General features: G+C 64.2%; 15 protein-coding genes and 1 pseudogene. 6 read left to right on the forward strand and 10 right to left on the reverse strand.

Features of this window, described 5'->3' with window-relative positions:
• Positions 1 to 3 precede the first annotated feature (3 nt).
• A pseudogene (locus tag CXQ92_RS10775) lies at positions 4 to 431 on the forward strand (zinc-binding dehydrogenase); the annotation flags it as partial.
• A gap of 51 nt (positions 432 to 482) precedes the next feature.
• Positions 483 to 1,586, forward strand: coding sequence for a sorbosone dehydrogenase family protein (locus CXQ92_RS10780; RefSeq protein WP_104167730.1), 1,104 nt, complete (start codon positions 483 to 485; stop codon positions 1,584 to 1,586).
• A gap of 263 nt (positions 1,587 to 1,849) precedes the next feature.
• Here CXQ92_RS10780 and CXQ92_RS10785 read toward each other — a convergent pair whose 3' ends face one another.
• Positions 1,850 to 2,512, reverse strand: a complete 663-nt coding sequence (locus CXQ92_RS10785) for a CPBP family glutamic-type intramembrane protease (protein ID WP_104167731.1) — start codon at positions 2,510 to 2,512, stop codon at positions 1,850 to 1,852.
• 299 nt (positions 2,513 to 2,811) lie between these two features.
• Positions 2,812 to 3,645 carry an amino acid-binding protein gene (locus CXQ92_RS10790; RefSeq protein WP_104167732.1) on the reverse strand — a complete coding sequence of 278 codons (834 nt, stop codon included), beginning with the start codon at positions 3,643 to 3,645 and terminating at the stop codon, positions 2,812 to 2,814.
• 183 nt (positions 3,646 to 3,828) lie between these two features.
• On the opposite strand from CXQ92_RS10790, the gene CXQ92_RS10795 reads away from it, so the two are divergent.
• The gene (locus tag CXQ92_RS10795) at positions 3,829 to 4,668 is read left to right on the forward strand and encodes a helix-turn-helix transcriptional regulator (RefSeq protein ID WP_104168203.1); all 840 of its coding nucleotides are present in this window, start codon (positions 3,829 to 3,831) and stop codon (positions 4,666 to 4,668) included.
• Between the two features lie 155 nt (positions 4,669 to 4,823).
• Positions 4,824 to 5,753: an SDR family oxidoreductase gene (locus CXQ92_RS10800; protein WP_104167733.1), complete on the forward strand. Its 930-nt coding sequence runs from the start codon at positions 4,824 to 4,826 to the stop codon at positions 5,751 to 5,753.
• A 224-nt stretch (positions 5,754 to 5,977) separates the two neighbouring features.
• Here the strand turns inward: CXQ92_RS10800 and CXQ92_RS10805 are convergent, their stop codons facing one another.
• From CXQ92_RS10805 to CXQ92_RS10815, 3 genes are all read right to left on the reverse strand, one after another.
• A complete protein-coding gene (locus tag CXQ92_RS10805) occupies positions 5,978 to 8,848 on the reverse strand; it encodes a LuxR family transcriptional regulator (protein ID WP_104167734.1) in 2,871 nt (956 codons plus the stop codon).
• Between the two features lie 175 nt (positions 8,849 to 9,023).
• On the reverse strand, positions 9,024 to 9,857 hold the full coding sequence (locus tag CXQ92_RS10810; protein WP_104167735.1) for an alpha/beta hydrolase: 834 nt from the start codon (positions 9,855 to 9,857) through the stop codon (positions 9,024 to 9,026).
• Positions 9,835 to 10,713, reverse strand: coding sequence for an alpha/beta fold hydrolase (locus CXQ92_RS10815; RefSeq protein ID WP_104168204.1), 879 nt, complete (start codon positions 10,711 to 10,713; stop codon positions 9,835 to 9,837). Before CXQ92_RS10815 ends, CXQ92_RS10810 begins: the two co-directional genes overlap by 23 nt.
• A 491-nt stretch (positions 10,714 to 11,204) precedes the next feature.
• Here CXQ92_RS10815 and CXQ92_RS10820 point away from each other — a divergent pair, with 491 nt between their 5' ends.
• Positions 11,205 to 11,729 (forward strand): small multidrug efflux protein, encoded by a 525-nt coding sequence (locus CXQ92_RS10820; RefSeq protein ID WP_104167736.1) that lies wholly within the window; start codon positions 11,205 to 11,207, stop codon positions 11,727 to 11,729.
• A gap of 226 nt (positions 11,730 to 11,955) precedes the next feature.
• Entirely contained in the window at positions 11,956 to 12,711 is a 756-nt protein-coding gene (locus CXQ92_RS10825; RefSeq protein WP_104167737.1) for a MerR family transcriptional regulator, read from the forward strand.
• A 142-nt stretch (positions 12,712 to 12,853) separates the two neighbouring features.
• Here CXQ92_RS10825 and CXQ92_RS10830 read toward each other — a convergent pair whose 3' ends face one another.
• The 5 genes from CXQ92_RS10830 to CXQ92_RS10845 form a co-directional block, all read right to left on the reverse strand.
• The gene (locus CXQ92_RS10830; protein ID WP_104167738.1) at positions 12,854 to 14,416 is read right to left on the reverse strand and encodes a diguanylate cyclase; all 1,563 of its coding nucleotides are present in this window, start codon (positions 14,414 to 14,416) and stop codon (positions 12,854 to 12,856) included.
• Between the two features lie 120 nt (positions 14,417 to 14,536).
• The gene (locus CXQ92_RS18870; RefSeq protein ID WP_146067469.1) at positions 14,537 to 14,821 is read right to left on the reverse strand and encodes an alpha/beta fold hydrolase; all 285 of its coding nucleotides are present in this window, start codon (positions 14,819 to 14,821) and stop codon (positions 14,537 to 14,539) included.
• Positions 14,822 to 14,824: 3 nt separating this feature from the next.
• Positions 14,825 to 15,904, reverse strand: coding sequence for an alpha/beta fold hydrolase (locus tag CXQ92_RS10835; RefSeq protein WP_104167739.1), 1,080 nt, complete (start codon positions 15,902 to 15,904; stop codon positions 14,825 to 14,827).
• Between the two features lie 606 nt (positions 15,905 to 16,510).
• Complete coding sequence (locus tag CXQ92_RS10840; protein WP_181033624.1) at positions 16,511 to 17,248, reverse strand: metallophosphoesterase; 738 nt, start codon at positions 17,246 to 17,248, stop codon at positions 16,511 to 16,513.
• A gap of 102 nt (positions 17,249 to 17,350) precedes the next feature.
• Positions 17,351 to 17,815 (reverse strand): GNAT family N-acetyltransferase, encoded by a 465-nt coding sequence (locus CXQ92_RS10845; protein WP_104167740.1) that lies wholly within the window; start codon positions 17,813 to 17,815, stop codon positions 17,351 to 17,353.
• Positions 17,816 to 17,881: the final 66 nt, after the last annotated feature.

A 17,881-nucleotide genomic window follows, 5' to 3' on the forward strand; every position in this document is an offset into this window, starting at 1 on the left:
TATGACCGCCAGGAACTCGCCCGCTTCTACGGGGCCACCGACATCGTCGAGGAGCGCGGCGAGGCGGGCGTGGCGAGGATCAAGGAACTCACCGGCGGACTCGGCGCCCACTCGGTCATCGAGGCCGTGGGAACCCAGGAGTCCTTCATGCAGGCCGTCGGAGCCAACCGCGGCGGCGGACACCTCGGCTACGTCGGCGTGAACCACGACGTGCAGATCCCCGGCATGGAACTGTTCTTCGCCGGCATCCACACCCTCGGCGGACCGGCCCCGTGCGCCGCTACCTGCCCCACCTGATCCAGCTGATCTGGGACCGCACCATCGACCCCGGCAAGGTCTTCGACCTCACCCTGCCCCTCGAGGACGCCGCGGAAGGCTCCCGGGCCATGGCAGAACGCCGCGCCACGAAGGTCCTCCTGACCCTCGACTGATGCTACGTTCACCGAACGAGCGCCGATCGACCCAGCCGCAGGAGGACCACCATGGATATTCGCTTCACACACTGCAGGGCCCTCGCCGTGGCCGGTCTCAGCATTGCGGCGCTCATCACCTCCTGCGGCGGAACCGGCGACGCGAACCAGCCGGGACCGCAGGGCGCAACGCCGTCGCAGGGCCGAGCGGCGGCGATTGCCGAGCCCGTCACCGTCGCCTCGGGTCTCGAGGCCCCGTGGTCGGTGGTATTCCCCGACGGGGCGACACTCGTCAGTGAGCGGGACAGCGCCAGGATCCTCGAGGTTCTCGATGACGGTTCGACCCGTGTCATCGGGACCGTCGAGGGCGTCGCCGCAGCGGGGGAGGGTGGCCTGCTCGGGTTGGCGGTCGACGACGAGCAGCGGCTCTATGTCTACTCCACGGCCGCGGACGGCAACCGCATCCAGCGCTTCACTCTCGCCGGGGACCCGGGAGGCCTTGAGCTGGGGCAGGCGGAGACACTGCTCGACGGTATCCCTGCGGCGAACTACCACGACGGCGGCCGTCTCGCCTTCGGCCCCGACGGGATGCTGTACGCCACGACCGGCGACGCCGGCCAACGCGACACCGCCCAGGACCGCACCTCCCTCGCAGGGAAGATCCTCCGCATGACCCCTGACGGGGACGCCCCGGACGACAACCCGTTCCCCGGCTCCCTCACCTACAGCTACGGGCATCGCAACCCCCAGGGCCTGGCCTGGTCGGACGACGGCACGATGTTCGCCACGGAGTTCGGGCAGAACACCTGGGACGAACTCAACATCATCACGCCCGGTGCCAATTACGGGTGGCCCGTCGTCGAAGGCATCGCCGGCACGGACGGGTTCGCCGATCCCGTCCAGCAATGGGACCCGAAGGCTGCCAGCCCCAGTGGCATGGCCCATCGTGACGGCACCCTGTACATCGCCAACCTCCGCGGTCAGGTGCTGCGCACCGTGCCGGCAGCCGACCCCGGGCGATCCGTGGACTACTTCACCGGAGACTACGGCAGGCTCCGCGACGTCGCCGTCGGTCCCGACGGCGACGTGTGGATCCTCACCAGCAACACCGACGGACGCGGGGAGCCCTCCGAGGCGGACGATCAGCTCCTCCGCCTGCCCGTCCAAGCCCCGTGACGGTCACCCTCCTGCGCATCGGCCGACCGCCAAGTGGCCATGAGTTCGCCGACCGACAACGCCCATCGGGCAGGGTGGCTTCTTTTTTCGATGCTCAGTCGCTGCACGGTCAGCGGCTGTGTCGAGGCTCTATTCGGGCTCTGTTGCGACGGGTGAGGTCTTCCGGCCTGACTCGATGACTTCCGGTGGCTTGGTCCAGAACTTGCGGTCGAAGACCAGGAGGCCCAAGGCGACCAGGCACCAAACCAGGCTGTAGAGCCACATCATCCGGGTTGTGTCGTCCAGGGTCCGCCACAGAGTGCTCGTTTCGATCGTGCTTCGGTCGCGTGAGCGATCAAGGTGATCAGTGAGCTGCCGGAGGCGTGATTGAACAACCACGCGTACCAGAATGTCACCGCGACCGTGGCGGCGGCCTCGACCGGACTCGACCCGAACTGCGGCATCAAGAAGAACGGGATATGCCAAACGGTGACGCCGACGGCCATCAGCACGGTCGCGGCAAGCGGGGTGCGAGTGGCCTGCAGCTTCGGCTGAGCCCAGCCGCGGAAGCTCGACTCCTCCGGTAACTGCGCGTTGAGGGGATTGACGATGTTGATCGCCATTGCCATCGGCAGGCTGTACCAGACACTGAATTCCGCGATCTCCGCAACCGAGGCGCCCAACGTGACGTTGAGGCCGATGGACGCGAACTTGACCGCCAGCGGCACGACGATCGCAATGGCGTACCAGACCCAGCGGACGCGCCAGCGGATCAACCGTGACCCCATCGCCTTCAATCCGTCGACGCCCTCGGTCAGGGATACGACGATCAGGGCCGCGACCAAGACGCCGGGGGCGAAAAAGCTCTGCCAGGGAATAGCACCCCAGCAGAGGACGTAGGCGAGGAGGAAGAAGGTGAGGACGGGATGTCGCCGAATGACGGACATGACAGACCTTTCGATTCTTGGGCCGCTGGCGACCTGACCTCACAATCGCGGAATCGAGTGATGCAGCCCAGATATTGCCGCCCAGTAGGGACGATCGGTCTCGCCGACAGCCCGCCTTACTCACCTACACCAGTGAGGCGGGTCGTCGACGCCAAGCCGCACAGGCATGTTAACTGGTTCGTCTTCTTCGGTAAACCTCAGGTCCCCAATTGATTCCCTGTCAGTCGTGGCCGGCCAGGGGAGTGCCTGGTCACCGGTAGGCAAGGCCTGCTGCGCCGGAGTGTATAGGCGCCACACCCTCAGAAAGTGCGATGCGTGGGGTGCGTGGCCGCCGCGGCCAGCTCCGACAGCCGATGGGCCCGCGCCGATTCGGCGGCCGTGAAGGGCTCCCCGGCCCGGGAGAAGACCAGCGGTTCCCCTGTGGGGGAGGGGATCTTGAGCACCACGGATCCTTCGACGAACGACCTGACGGTCGGCGACGGCGCCAGCACGGGTTCGGCCCTGAGGAGTTCGGCGACGGCGTAGCGCAGTTCCACGGGGTCCTGCGCGACCCGGCAGGCGAGCGAGAGCGCCTTCGTCTGCCCGTCGGCGAGAGCCAGAGCCGTCGACGGCCAGACGCGGGCCGATGGGCTGCCACCAGCGGTGAAGGCCCGAACGAGGTCCTGCTCGCCGACGCCTGCGGGTGCGGCGAGGACGAACTCATCGACACTGGCCTGTGCGCCGGGGTGGATGTGCAGCGACAGGATATTCACGCCACGACGGGCCAACTGGTGGGAGATACGCTTCAAAGCGCCCGGGCTGTCCTTGACCAGGACGCGGGCCCGCCAGAGATCGGTCGCCGTGTCGAGGCGCTTGCGCTGTCTCAGGGCCGGCGCGTGGAGCCAGGCCCGGAGGAACCTCATGACGGAGGGCTCCGCCACCCAGATCACCAGTGCGGTCGCGGTGAGCGCGAGGATGAGGACCTTGAGCGGGTAGCTGAGGTGCGTCTGGACGACGACGGCATGGACAACCAGTTCGATGGGCAGCATCACGGCGACATTGGCCACCGTCAGCCGGACCTTCCCTGGCTCGGGCAGCTGCCCGCAGGAATCGCACCGAAGCGACGCGGCCGTGGAACCAGTAGAACGTGTCATGGCTCAAGCGTGGGACGCGCCCGTTTCCACGGCGTTGCCGGCCTGTTCCACGACGAACAACTTGACGGACGGAAGAGGTGGATCGGCAGGCCGTGGTTATCGGATTCCGTCCGGAGTAGAAGTAGAAGTGGGAATACGGGTGAGGCTGGATGTGAGTCGGCCCTTATGACGAGGAGGGTGAAGGTGATGGATCGGGAAGGATTGGGTGCGTTCCTGCGGTATCGGCGGGAATCGTTGCAGCCGGAGGACGTCGGGCTTCTGCGTGGTCAGCGCAGGCGGACCCATGGTCTTCGCCGAGAGGAGGTGGCTGCGCTGTGCCACATGTCGGCCGACTACTACGCCAGGCTGGAACGCGGCACAGGTCCGCGCCCATCGGAGCAGATGATCTCCTCCATCGCCCAGGGGCTGCACCTGACGCTGGGGGAGCGCGATCATCTCTTCCGCCTCGCCGGTCACAACCCACCAGGGCGGGGAGCTGCAAGTGATTTTGTCAGTCCCGGGCTGCTGCGAATCCTCGATCGGCTGACCGATACGCCTGCGGAGGTCATCAATGAGGTGGGCGAGACCCTGCGGCAAAGCCCGCTCGGAATGACCCTTCTCGGCGACGCGTCCAAGCGAGCCGGGCCGGGTCGAAGCATCGGCTATCGGTGGTTCACCGACCCTACCGCCAGGGAAGCGTACCCACCCGCGGAGCGTGAGCAACTATCACGGGTATATGCATCCGGACTGCGCCAGCTCATCGCGCTCAGAGGGCCGACCTCGCGGGCGGCCGGGCTCGCCGCGCTACTGCAGGACAACGAGGCCTTCCGCCGTGTCTGGGAAACCCAGGAAGTGGGCGTCCAACCACCGGAGATCAAAAGGTTCATCCACCCGTCAGTAGGCCGGCTGGACCTGAATTGCCAGACCTTGCTCGATCCGGATCAGTCTCATCGGCTGCTGGTTTACACGGCCGTGCCCGGCAGCGACAGCCACGAAAAACTTCAACTCCTTACTGTCATCGGCACACACGTCACCGTGTCCTGAGCCGCCCCACGAGATCCAGGCTGCAGGTGTCCGGGTGGTAGGGGTGGATCCGGTAGCCGTGGATCGACAGGTCCTAGCTGCAGTGCGGCAAGCGGTGAAGCATGAAGTCAGGCACCGATCCGGTGACTGTCGACACTTGAGCAAAGGAACCACTGATGCCACGCGTATACGATCTCTCCGTTCCCGATCTGAGCGGGAAACTTGCCGTCGTTACTGGTGCGAGCGACGGGATCGGCACCATTATCGCCACCAGGTTGGCTCAGGCCGGCGCCGAAGTCATCATGCCTGTGCGGAACCGGGACAAAGGCGACACCGCAGCGCAGCGCATCCGCTTCGCCATCCAGGGCGCAAAGGTGAGCACCCGATCCTTGGACCTGTCCTCGCTGGACTCAGTAGCGTCCCTCGGAGCCACACTCGCGTCCGAGGGACGCCCCATCAATATCCTGATCAACAATGCAGGCGTCATGCGCCCGCCCACACGTCAGATGACCCGGGACGGGTTCGAGCTGCAATGGGGGACGAACCATCTGGGCCATTTCGCCCTCACCCTGGGCCTGCTACCACTCCTGCGCGAGGGCCGGGCGCGCATCACCCATCAGACCAGCGTCGCCGCCCGTAAGGGCGCGATGAACTGGGACGACCTGAACTACGAGCAGAGCTACGACGTCATGAAGGCCTACACCGGGTCGAAGGTCGCCGTGGGCCTCTTCGCACGGGAACTCGAGGCCAGGAGCCGAGCCAACGGGTGGGGTATCAGCAGCAATCTTTCACACCCAGGAATCTCACCCACCAACCTCCTGGCCGCACAGCCTGCCATGGGCCGCGACCGGATCCCCCCGGAGCGCCGCCTTATCGGGCTCCTCGCACAAATCGGCCTTGCAGGCAGCCCGCAGAACGCGGCACTGCCCGCGCTCATGGCAGCCACCGATCCCGACTACGGGGGCGACTACTTCTTCGGACCCAGGCGCACTGCCGGTGGGCCCCCAGTAATCCAGGAGTACTGGGCACCGTTACGCGACATGGACGACGCACACCGCCTCTGGGACGTATCCGAACACCTCATCACAGCCCATGCACCGCACTGACCTGACCCCACGACCCGCGCTGCCCGTCTCGGAGGCGACCTTGGTGAGAAGTGGCGACGAAGATGGATGGTCGTGCGTTACGAAGGCGAAGCGGCTCGCCGATAATCGATATCTCGTAACCGGCTCAGGAGTTCGTTCGTGAGGGGCTTGCTGAGCCTGCGGTGTGTCGGCCAGAGCCCGGGTGACCCGACCCGTAACCATCAGGGTCGACCAACCGAAACAGTTCAGCCGAGGTCGATGCCTTGCAGCTGACGACGTGACGTGACACCGAGTTTCCGGAACACCTTTCGGAGGTGATAGTCCACTGTGTTCGAACTGACGAAGAGCTGCATCGATATTTCGGCGTTGGTGCTGCCCTGAGCGGCGAGCCTGGCAACAGCCCGTTCCTGCGGAGTGAGATCTGCTGCCGGCGTCCTCGCGGCCTGCGTATGCACCTCTCCAAGGGCGGCTAGTTCACGTCGGGCGCGCTCGGCCCAGCTCGGCGCGCCAATTCGTTGAAATAGGAGTAGTGCGTCGGAGAGGTGGCGGGTCGCAGCGCCTCGCCGGCGCCGTCGACGCAGCCATTCCCCGTACAACAGGTGGGTGCGTGCGGCGTCCATTTCGAAGACGGGCCCGGTGAGCAGGTCCAGGGCGTATTCGAATCGCGACGCCATGTCCTTGTCCTTGTCCTCAAGGTGAGTCGCAGTTCGCGCTTCCAGTGCTGCCGCCCAGGTGCTATCGGAAGACTTCCGCTCAGCCCTGAATCGCTCGAAGAGTCGTGTTGCACTTTGATGGTCACCAGCCCGCGCGGCGCATTCGATGAGATCCGGTAGGTACAGGGATCCGGTGAAGAACGGGTCGTCGTACCTGACTTGTCGGCCGGCTGCCCAGGCTTCCTTGTATCGGCCTTCCGACGCTCGAAGAAGCATCGTTCCGATGAGGCGTGATGAACTGCTCATGCCATATCCAAAGACCCGTGCTTCGGATGTCACGTCGTCGTCTTCAGTGACCGATTCACTTCCGCACCACCCCCGAAGAACCGGAAGGGTGGTGACCATGTCTGTCCATACTCTGGGCAGGCCCATGAAGGCGATGATTTCTGCGGCGCTGGTCAGACGCTCCCTGCCGCTCTTGATTCGGCCCTGTTGCATGTTGAAATATGCCCCGAGCAGCAGGATGCGGCAGAGCACCAGGGTGGCACCCCGATTCCTCGCTGCATGCTCTGCCCGTTGAAGAATCGCCTCACACGCTTCGGCATCCCGCAGAAGGCAGGCGGCATAGGCTAGGCAAACAAAGCCCTGCAGGATCTCCTCGTCAGGGGTCTGCGGTGTCGTCGCCTGCCTGACGACGTTCCGCACCTGGGGAGCAGCGACCTCGAGCCCGTCAAGGATGAGACTGCTCAACGCGGCTAGGGCCTGGGTGAGCAAATCGGTGGTCGGCGCTGCTTCGCAGATTCGACGTGCTTCCTCCGCCACTTCTCGGGAGGACGTCCCGAGCACCATATAGTCCGCTTGTACGAGCGCCCAGTATGCGCTGGTGATCGCGATCTTGGCCCGTGCGGGCGCAGAGGTGCGGAACAGTCGTGCCGCTCGAAGGAGTTGTTGAGGTCGATGCGCGTAAATGGGTCCCCGAACGGGTGCGAGAGTGTCCAGATCACACCGCGCCATGAACAGCCGGCCCTTGGATAGGTCATCGAGCCGATCTGCGTCGAGCCTTCGAAGTATTGCGCCTGCTTGGGCAGGAGCTCCTGCCGCGATTCCGGCTTCAAGGGCGGCAAGCAGACGCTGGTCCTTGATGTGTGCCGCCGATGTTAGGGCTGCGGAGCGAACCAGTAGGTTCATCCTGGCCATGTACCCCCCGCGCGTTGTCGCCAAATCTGCCGCTGTCTCGAGATCGTCAGCTACTTCATCGTCCAATCCGATGGTTGCCGCTGCCCGATGCGTTACCCATCGGTACGTGTCACCCCTGCGCTTCGCCACGTGGGCAAAATGGCCATGCATGGTGCGGACGTCGTGGCTGGGCAGGCCGTTATAAATGGCGGAGCGCACAAGCGGATGCCGGAACTTCACCGTTGTATCGACACGAACAAGGCCCGCGATTTCTGCGGGCCTTGATGCGTCTCTTGGAAGGCCGAGTGCATCACTGGCAGCGGTGATCGCATCGAGGTTGCCATCGGGCTCCGTCGCTGCTGCAAGAAGCCAGGTCTGCGTTTCGGGCGGAAGTTCGCGGCCCTGCTTGAGGTAGTGCACCTGAAGGTGCTTCCCCAGCGGCACAGGGTCGGGCAGAAGATCTTCGCCACGCAACTGACGCTCAGTGAGCTCGGAGAGGAGATCCACCAGAGCCAATGGGTTTCCGCCAGTAGCACGGGCGATGTGCTGAGCTACCCGCAGATCGACCTTTTGTACTGACGATGCAGATATCAGCGTCAGTGCGTTCTCGTGGTCGAGACCAGCAAGAGTGCGTGAAGGGAAGTGCTCGAGTACTGCGAGTTCAGATGGACTGGTGCGGGCTGCGAACAGCAGCGCGATACGTTCAGCGACAAGGCGCCGCCCGACGAAGGCGAGAGCATCCAGCGATTCCGAGTCCACCCACTGCGCGTCATCGATGAAGTAGACCAATGGCGCATCGTCGGAGATACGGGCCAGCAGATTCAGCAACCCCAAGCCCACCAGAGCGCGCGAGGCTGGTGGGCCGTGGGCAAGTCCGCCCGCGACCAACAGGGCGGAACGCTGTGCCTCCATAAGGTCATCCAGCATTGCCCGATGCAGTAGAACCAGCCGCTGGAGCGCAGCGTAGGGGAGGTCCGCTTCGGCTTCGACGCCGACAATAAGGACATGCTGCAACTGCGGGTGTTCATCAATGATCGACGTCAGAAGGAAGGTCTTCCCGATGCCTGCGTCGCCACGGATCACGCCGACTGCTCCGCGCCCTTCAACGGCCATCGATAGGAGGCCGGCCAACCAGATCTTGTCCTCAGAGCGCCCGATGAGCGGTCTCGACGGTTCCTGCCCGTCCATGGAGTTCCGTTCCTCGAGACCGGCGAGTGGAGGCCAGCGATCCTTCTCCAGCAGATCGTAGCAAGCGGTACGGAAGGTGAGAAGGAAGCGCTCCCACATGCGAAGTGTTCATGAGCTCTCTCGACGACGAAGTCACTTGACGGGCATCAACCGGGCCGTCCCCACTGCCCACGCGAACTCGGATGTGGCTTTCGAGCAACTCGCTGGATTGCTCAGTGTGTACCCCAGCACACACTGAGCATCAGGCACCTTCCGGGGCGGAGGAAGCCGGCCTCTAGGCAGTTGCCGTAGACGGGACGGTTCGAGCGTGGGCGAGGGCCCAGGCGAGGGCGTAGTCGGCGACTTCTTCCCATCCGGGTTCAGCGCAGGTCCAGTGGGACCGGCCCTCGAACTCGTGATACTCCGTGAGTGCCGGGGATTTCGCCCAATGCTTGGCGTTCGACCTGTTGACCGCCGGTGGCATGATGTGGTCCGCGCCACCGCCAATGAAGAGTAGAGGTGCCCTGTCGACCGAGTAATCCACCCATGTCTCCTGGTGCCCCGGCTGGAAGTTCGCGAGGAGCCCGTAAGCCCATACCCAGTTTCCCGGGGCAGCAATCGCATACCTGTTGTAGGCCGTGTCGGAGTCTTCCCGGCTGAGGGTGTTGGTGAAGGCGTAGTGCCATTCATCCGGGGTGAATCCGACCGCTCTACGGAAGTTGGCCGGGTTCTTCAGCGCCGGGAACAGGGAACGCGCTTGCGACAAGGGGGTGACACGCACACCTTCGGTCGGGGCCGAATTGATGACAGCACCAGCCGCTCCCAATCCCTGCGCGAGGAGCAGCTGCGTGAGGACCCCACCGAAGGAGTGCCCCATGATGATCGGCGGGGCCTGCAGAGCCCCGATGATGCTTGCCAGGTGAGTGACGGTGTCCGGCACGGTGAGGTTCGCGATCACGTGTTGGTTTTCGCGTAGCGACTCCACCTCGATCTCGAATCCCGGGTAGGCGGGGGCGATAACGGTGAAGCCCTTGGATTCGTAGCGGGCCTTCCATTGTTCCCAGCTGCGAGGTGTGACCCAGAGCCCGTGGATCAACACGATGGTGTCAGGTTTGCTGGAGCTGCTCATGGCGGGTTGGGGTCCCTTCAGGGTTCGATGGTGAGGAGATGAACTCGAGGATGTCCGCATGCAGGCGATCGCGTTCAGTGTCGGGTAGACCGTGAGCGCCGCCCTCGTAAACCTTGATCTGCGCGTTCGGGGCGATCTGGACGGACAGTTTGCCGCTGATGTCGAAGGGAACAATCTGGTCATCGTCGCCGTGGATCACCAACAGGGGGACGTCAAACGTGGCGAGGTCCGGCCGGAAGTCGGTGGCACTGAAGGCTGCGATGCATTCGTAGGCGTTTCGGGTGCCTGACTCGAGCCCCTGCCGCCAGAAGGCGTCGCGGGTTCCCTGGGGGACGTCGCCGGTGCGGTTGTTGCCGAAGAACGGGCCGTCAGCGAGATCGCGGTACAGCTGAGAGCGGTTGCTTGCCTCTCCCGCCCGGATGGCATCAAAGGTTTCAATCGGAAGTCCTCCGGGGTTGTCGTCCGTGCGGACCATCAGTGGTGGCACCGCCGACACCAGGATGACTCTCGCAATGCGATCGCTGCCGTGCCTGCCAACGTAACGTGTGATTTCCCCACCACCCGTGGAATGGCCGATGAGCGTGACGCCCCGGACGTCGAGCGTGTTGAGCAAGGCTGCGAGATCGTCGGCGTAGGTATCCATCTCGTTGCCGTGCCACGTCTGCGTGGAATTGCCGTGCCCTCGCCGATCATGAGCAATAGCCCTGTAACCCTTAGTGGCAAGGAAATGCGCGGTCGCCTCCCAGGCGTCGCTGTTCAGCGGCCAGCCATGGCTGAGGAGAACAGGCGGTCCGTCGTCGGGACCCCAGTCCTTGTAGAAGATCTCGGTGCCGTCCTCGGTCGTGATGTAGCTCATGAGTACCTCCTGGTCGTCACGGCTCGGTCCCACCAGCGTCCTCGCATCTGACAGGAGGCGCACCACGAGCAATGCGTAGTCGTTCAAGGAAAATCGCGCCCGTTAATTCCGTGACTCGTAGCCGGCGCCTCGAAGCAGGTGGCACCGGGACCTCGCGCTGCATTCCCGGCACGCGTCAGAACCGCGGCCTTGTCATGGTGTGGGTGGCAACGGTGAGCTGAAACGCTCGGACTTGAGAGGGGGCGCCGTGCCCGCCCGGACTTTGTCCGCCGTTTCCGGCGAGGAGCAGGAGGCGAAGCGGTGAGGTAGGACACCCCAGCAGACGGTGTGACCAACGACTCGTTTGGAGGCCTTGACCCTGTTGTCGGCACAGCCTCTTTACTGGTTCCAGCACACAACATCACGCCATGGCAGAGCGCAATCGGCGCCGCCTTAGAAGCGTGAGGACAGTGGATTGATCCACGCTCGTCGTGCATTCGAAGGAGGACATAATGGACAACCCGTATGAGGGTATGCAGGAGTGGGTTCAACAGCTACCCGAAATCGTGCAACCGGTGGGAGTCGCGGTCGCCGGGATGATCCCGTACATCGAGGGCGAGGGAGCCGCCGGCATCGGCATCCTCCTCGGGATCAATCCGGTGGTGGCAGCGGTCTCGGCGATGATCGGCAACTTCCTGAGCGTGCTCGCCGTCGTCACCATCAGCTCCCGTGTCCGGGAGAAGGTCGTCGCCTCTCGAGGAGGCGGGGGCGAGCCGGCAGGTCCTGCATCCGCCGCTCCGTCAGCCCGGCGCGCGAAGGGACAGCGGCGCCTGCAGGGCTGGCTCTCCCGATTCGGGGTGCCGGGCGCGAGTCTCCTCGCCCCACTCGCTCTTCCCACGCAACTCACCGCTACGTTCTTCGCGGCGTCGGGCGTCAGGAAGGAGCGGGTCCTGCTCTGGCAGGCGATCGCCATCGTGGTATGGACCGTCGTCATCTCGGCGCTTGCGACCGGGCTTGTCGGAGTATTGGGCTGGTGACGGAGACCTCAAGCGGGGCTCTGGGCGTCTGGCGTCATTGACTCATCGGTGGCACCGCCATCGACCGGTCTGTCCGGTACCGCCTCCACTGCGGTTCCGCAGGAGGGTTCTCTCTGCATCTTGACCGTGTGGTGGGAACATGGAGTTTCCTTTTGAAGGGTCGACCGACACATAGCAGGTGCGTCGCGACTGAACCGGTGACGATGAACGAAGAAGGCTGACGAGCATGGCCTGGAGCACCCAAGGAATCGCCGAGCTGGCCGGGACGACGGTGAATACCGTGCGTCACTATCATCGGGTCGGACTGCTCGAGCAGCCGGACAGGATGTCCAATGGCTACAAGCAGTACCAGGTCAGGCACCTCGTCCGTCTCCTGAAAATACGCCGCCTACGGGATCTCGGTGTACCGCTCGACCAGATCGACGAAGTTGCCCTCGATGGCGATTCGTCGTCCGAGGCGCTGAGGGCGATCGACGCGGACCTCGCGGTAAGCATCGAGAGGTTGCAGCGTGCCAGGGCGGAGATTCAGGCGATCCTTCAGGGGTCCTCCGTGACGGGCGTCCCGGCAGGGTTCGAGGACGTTGCACCCCGCCTGTCCAAGCAGGACCAATCGTTGATGCTCATCTACTCCCAACTGTACGACGACGACGCGATGCAGGATCTGCGGAAGATGGTCAGGGAGGACACAGATCCGGTGAGCAAGGAATTCGACGAGTTGGCTCCTGACGCCGACGAAACCGTTCGCGCCGCACTCGCCGAACGCTATGCACCAACCATTGCCCATGCCATCAGGGATTACTCGTGGCTCACGGACCCGGGGAAGCACCTGTCGAAAGGCCTCGAGGTGACCCAGAACACGGTCATCGAATCGCTCACGGCTCTGTACAACCCGGCACAACTGGACGTCCTTGCCAAGGCGAGCGTCATCGCCGGTGGCCTCCTCAAGATCGAACAGGCCACGAAGGACGAGCGCGCGCCCTGACGCGGGCCCGAGGTATGTGGGCACCGAGGTGGCATCGACACCGCCCCTGCCTGCTGCGGCGTGACCAAGAAGGGTGACGTCTGGTCTCCACCCCCGGGCGCAGCCGAACCATGAACCCTCGTCGGTGCCGCGGAGCGCACGCTTACCTCGACCAGGGGCCGACCGCCCTGTCCCGGCCGGCCCGCTTCGCGCTGTACAGGCGGCGGTCCGCCTCCTGCAGCAGATCGGACGTCGTCGCCCCCTGGTCGCAGCCGGCGAAACCGATGCTCGCCGTGAGGCGGAGGCCGCCGTCGATCCCGGGCCACCGGAGGGACCGGACGGCGGACAGCACCCGGTCCGCGACCTGCTCCTGATCGGCGTCCTGCTGCAGGACCAGCAGGAACTCCTCGCCTCCGATCCGGGCGACGTGCTGGACCCCGCCGCACGTCTGCAGGGCCGCGGCGACGGCGACCAGCACGTCGTCGCCCGCGGCGTGGCCGTGGCGGTCGTTGACCAGCTTGAAGTGGTCGAGGTCGAGGATGGCCAGGGACGCGGTCCACGGTCCTCCGGCCTGCCAGGTCCGGACGACGTCGGGCAGCGTGTCCTCCACCCACCGTCGGTTGCGGACCTTCGTCAGGGGGTCGACGGCGACGGCCGCTTCCGCCTGCTCCGCGCGCTCGAGCGCCTCGGTGACGTTTTGCTCGGCGAACAGGTGGTCCACCCGGGAGCGGCGGGCCTCGATCCACCGGCTCCGCGCCGCCTGGTGGAACTGCCGGTGGAGTTCGTAGGCTAGCCGGAAGTCGGCCGCGGACGCCGCGATGGCGGCGCGCTCCTCCAGGACGGTGGAGGCGACCTCCTCGAGTGCATGACTCACCGTGATCTGCTCCGCCCGGTCGAGGGCACGTCGCGCCGCGGGCAGGTTGCCGACCCCATGGTGGGCCTGCGCGAGCAGGAGCATCCGGGTGGCCCGCGTCTCCGGCTGCGACGTCGAGGCGTCGTCGTCGCCGGCCCGCTCCAGCACGTCGAGGGCGTCCCAGGGACGGTTGTCCGCCAGATGGCCGCGGGCGAGGACGTCCGAGAGTTCGGCTTCGAGGTCGGGCGATGCAGCGATCACGGCTTCCAGCCGCCGCATCCAGAAGCGGGCCTCGTCCGGCATCGACTCGTCGAGTGCGGAGTGGAACGCGTTCGACGCAATCCGGGCCAGGAGTTCGGGGTCGGCCAGCTGGTCCGCGAGGGCGAGCGCCCGTCGGGACACGTCGAAGCCGTGCTGCAGGAGGCCGGCGACCAGGAGGCCGAGCGCCTGGCGTGTCAGGAAGTTCGCCCGGAGCCGGGGCTTCTCGGTGCCGTCCAGCAGTGTGACGGCGATCGTCGCCTGCTCCGCGCCGGAGCCGGAGTGGCCTGCGATGAGGTCCATCATCGCGATGAGCGCATGGCAGCGGCTCGCGAGCCGCGCGTCGCCCTGCTCCGTGGCCCATTCGAGAATCTCCTGGCCCCGAGTCCTCGCGCCGGGCGCGCCGTCCGTGCGGGCCAGCGCGTCGAGCCCGGTCACCTCCGCCCAGAACGCGACGTCGAGCCGCCCGAGTGTCTCCGCGAAGGCTCTGATCTCGGCTGCGTCCGCCACGGCGCGGGGGAGATCGGTGCTGATCTCGAGGGCCTCGAGGGTGGCGATGAGGTCGCTCTCCTGCGCGAGGCGGAGGGAACCGCTTTCGATGACGGCGTCATTCATGGTGTGGCTCCAGGGGTCGGGGCAGCGCTGTCCTGCTGACCGTGGAGCGTGAACGAGACCATGGTGTGGCGCTGATGTGCCGGATGAGACTGGTGTGCTCAGTCTGCCGTGCCGAGGGCGTCACCTCAAGGGTCTCGGCTGACGGGTTTTCCTCGCGTCGGGCAGCATCTCTGCGCCGAGGGGCGGCGCCCGGGTCTGCCGCGGGAGCTGGGACGGCTTCCGGCTCCTTTGAAGCGGCACATACGCGCCGAGATCTACAACCGTCGAGTTGACCACAACCAACCCGGCGACGTCCGCGGGATGTTTGGCCGCGAAGGTGAGCACGTAGAGGCCGCCGAATGAGTGTCCTGCGAGGAGCCGAGTAACGCCACTATGTGGCGTTACTCGGTTGTCTGGAGGGGGTATTTTCTAGTTCCCTTGGGTCACCTCGGTCGATGCACCAAGGGGTGTGGGCGACGCTTGAGATGTGGCACTGTCCTGGAGGAATTGTGTGATTTTCTGAGCCATGGCCGCTGACTGCGTCCAGTGCAGGTTGTGCGGGCCGTTGAGCTCGACGATTTCGTGGTGGCGGACGTTCTTGAGCTGGTTCTTGTGCGACTCGAGCCAGTTGGGATTGGTGGCCACGTTGTCACTGGCGAGGAAGTGAAGAACGGGCAGGTTCTCCGGGTAGGTCACTCCCTGGAGTGCTGCGGCGTTGCTGGCGACTCGGGCGCTTTCGTCGGCGACTGCCGCGTTGCCGAAGTTCCAGATTGTCATTTGGCGCATGCGCTCCAATTCATCTGTGGTGAAGTCGTCGCTTGCCGGGTCCACCGCTCCGGGAGCGACCGAGACCGCTGTTCGGACCACGCCGATCGTGGACAGTATCCCGATGATATTGATGCCGCCGCTGGCCGCGGAATGCTCCTCTAGCTGGGTGGGCACGCTGGGGTCGATGCCTACCACGGCGGATACTTCGCTCGGATACCGGTTGGCGTAGTCGAGTGTGTAGAAGCCGGAGATCGAGTGTCCGGCCAGAACGTATGGCTTCTCGAGGTCGAGTGAGGACAGGGCCTGGTGGATCTCGGTGCTGATGTTCTTCACGGTCCGTTCGGGTGCGCTCATGTCGCTGTAGCCGTATCCGAAGCCCTCGACGACGATGACGTCGTAAGCATCGAGTTCCCTGATCAAAGGGGCGAAGTCCAGCGCCGGAGCGATCGTGCCCAGGCCGCTGAGCAGGACCAGGGGCTGTGCACCTTCGGTGCCGGCCCGAACGACGTTGACCTCGCCGCCGGCGACTTCCACGAGGTCACCGTACTGGGCGGTACTCGACTTCTCCTGCTGTTCCAGAAGCGCGTTGGCCGCTGTGGACGCAAGGGTCAGTCCCAGTGCGGTGAGAGCGACGATGCCGGTGGTTTTCAGTGTGCGCCGGAATGGCCGGCGTCGCTTTTCGGGTACTCCTTGGGTTGCGTGGCTCGTGGTGTTCGGGAGCTGACGACTGGCCTGTGACATGGGGGACGTTTCCAGACTTGGGGGTGTTCGAATGAAGTGAGAGCCCGTTCGAAGGCGGGCTGTTCGTCCGGATGACATCGCCCCGACGAGCGAAGGGAAGTCGTACAGACGTGTTGTGTTTTCGCGAAGTTGCGCTTTCAGGTTCGCGTGGGGGACCTGTCGTGCTTGTGGGAACCGAGAGCGGGGCTGCCAACACCTCGAAGATATACCCCTGGGGGGTATACGTCAAGGGCTCCGGCAGGTTCGGCGAAATCAATAATTTGATCCTCGTAGCAGCTGCCGGAGCTACCGGCCTTCTCGAAAGCAAAAGCATCATCGGCCGGGCCGCAAATGCCGCACTGTTCCGGTGTTTGATAAGCGGATCCAGGTTCGGATCCGCAACTAGTACACCTCGCAAGTAGGGCGGCGGCATGGCTGTGGCGGCAAAGCCAGTCGACGACGGACCGTCCAGTGAACCCCTCCTTGTCCGCCGATAACCTCACGTTATGTCCGCCTCCGTTGACAACCTCTAATTGGTTAGTTCATTGGCAAGTTATCACGCGAGGGTGGGCTCAAATCAGACTGCGAAAGTGGTCTCCACTCAGACTCGGATAGTCAGACATTGACTCAGACTCGTCCGGTGCGAAGGGCGCGAGCCATGTCCTGACGGTCGTGGGCTTCGGCTATGAGGGCAGCAGATTCCCAGTCGTAGACAACCGACCGAAATTCAACGTCCCATCGCCCACTTACGTCATCGAGAACCGCGTAACGGGCGTGCGGAGTGCCAGCTTCCATCACATGCGGGTATGGCTTGTCATCGTCGAATGCTGGCCACCCGACGCTGCCGGGATTGACTACCAAAGAACCCTCCGGGAGTCGCGTAGCTCGGGGTAGGTGAGTGTGTCCGCACAGCACGAGGGACCAGTCTGTGTGCGTGCCCAGTCTTTGCCGTACTTCCCTGTCGGTTGCTTGTCTGACGCCGGCTGGTTCGACGGTCTCCAGAAGGTAAGTGAGGTCATCATCCGGTGACCCGTGACACGCCAGTACTCCATCCGTAACCACCAGGGTCGACGGCAGGCAGGCCAACCATTCCCGCTGCGCAGGGGTGATCTCTTGAACTGCGAGCCGGTCTGAAGCGCCCATATGTTCTGGTCCCAGCGTGAGTATCTGGCGTTCGTGGTTGCCGGCCACCGTCTTCATGCCGACGTCTATCAACAGCTCTGCTGTTTGTCGGGGCTGCAGCCCCCCGGAGAGCAGGTCACCCAGATTTACGCTGTGATCTATCGATTGGCGGGCCATGTCGGCCAGGACGGCTTCTATAGCCAGAAGGTTTCCATGAATGTCGGACACAACGGCAAGGCGCATTTGTTCATCCTAAAAAATCGACGCCGAAAAAGCTCAACGTAATGGTTCGAGGCGGGGTTGCTTTTCTTTACTGCTGAGTCAGTGGAAAGTTTCCGCAAGTGTCTACCGAAGCACGCGCGTCATATAGGAGCTGTAGGGGTCATCAGTGTAGAAGCCAAAGGGTTCACAATAATCAAAACCGTTCTTGGCGTACAGCGTCCTGGCCGGCGCGAAGAAATCCATGCTGCCGGTTTCCAGTGAGATTTGCGTTATGCCTCGCGCCCTTGCGTCGGTCACCACATGATTGAGCAACTTTGAAGCGATGCCCTTCCCTCGTAGTTCTGGGTCGGTGCGCATGCTCTTGAGTTCTTCGTGGTCTGGGGTCAATGCCGACAGCGCACACGTGCCCGCTATTCGCTGCTCGTTCAGCGCAACCCAGAGCCGAACTGTCGGCTTCTGCAGCGCTGCCATGTCCAGTCCATGCCGGCTCTCAAGTGGTGAAAGTGGTGCCATGTCGGCGAGATGGGCTTCTAGGAAAATCTTCAGGTCGGGGTCGCGGAAGTTCGCACGTTTAATGATGAGTGTCATGTTAGAGAGTTACCGGGCCTTCATGTCCGGGTTGTAAACCACGAGTGCTGCAGCAGGTCCAACAGA

The organism is Arthrobacter sp. SX1312, assembly GCF_002929295.1.
GTDB lineage: Bacteria > Actinomycetota > Actinomycetes > Actinomycetales > Micrococcaceae > Arthrobacter_D.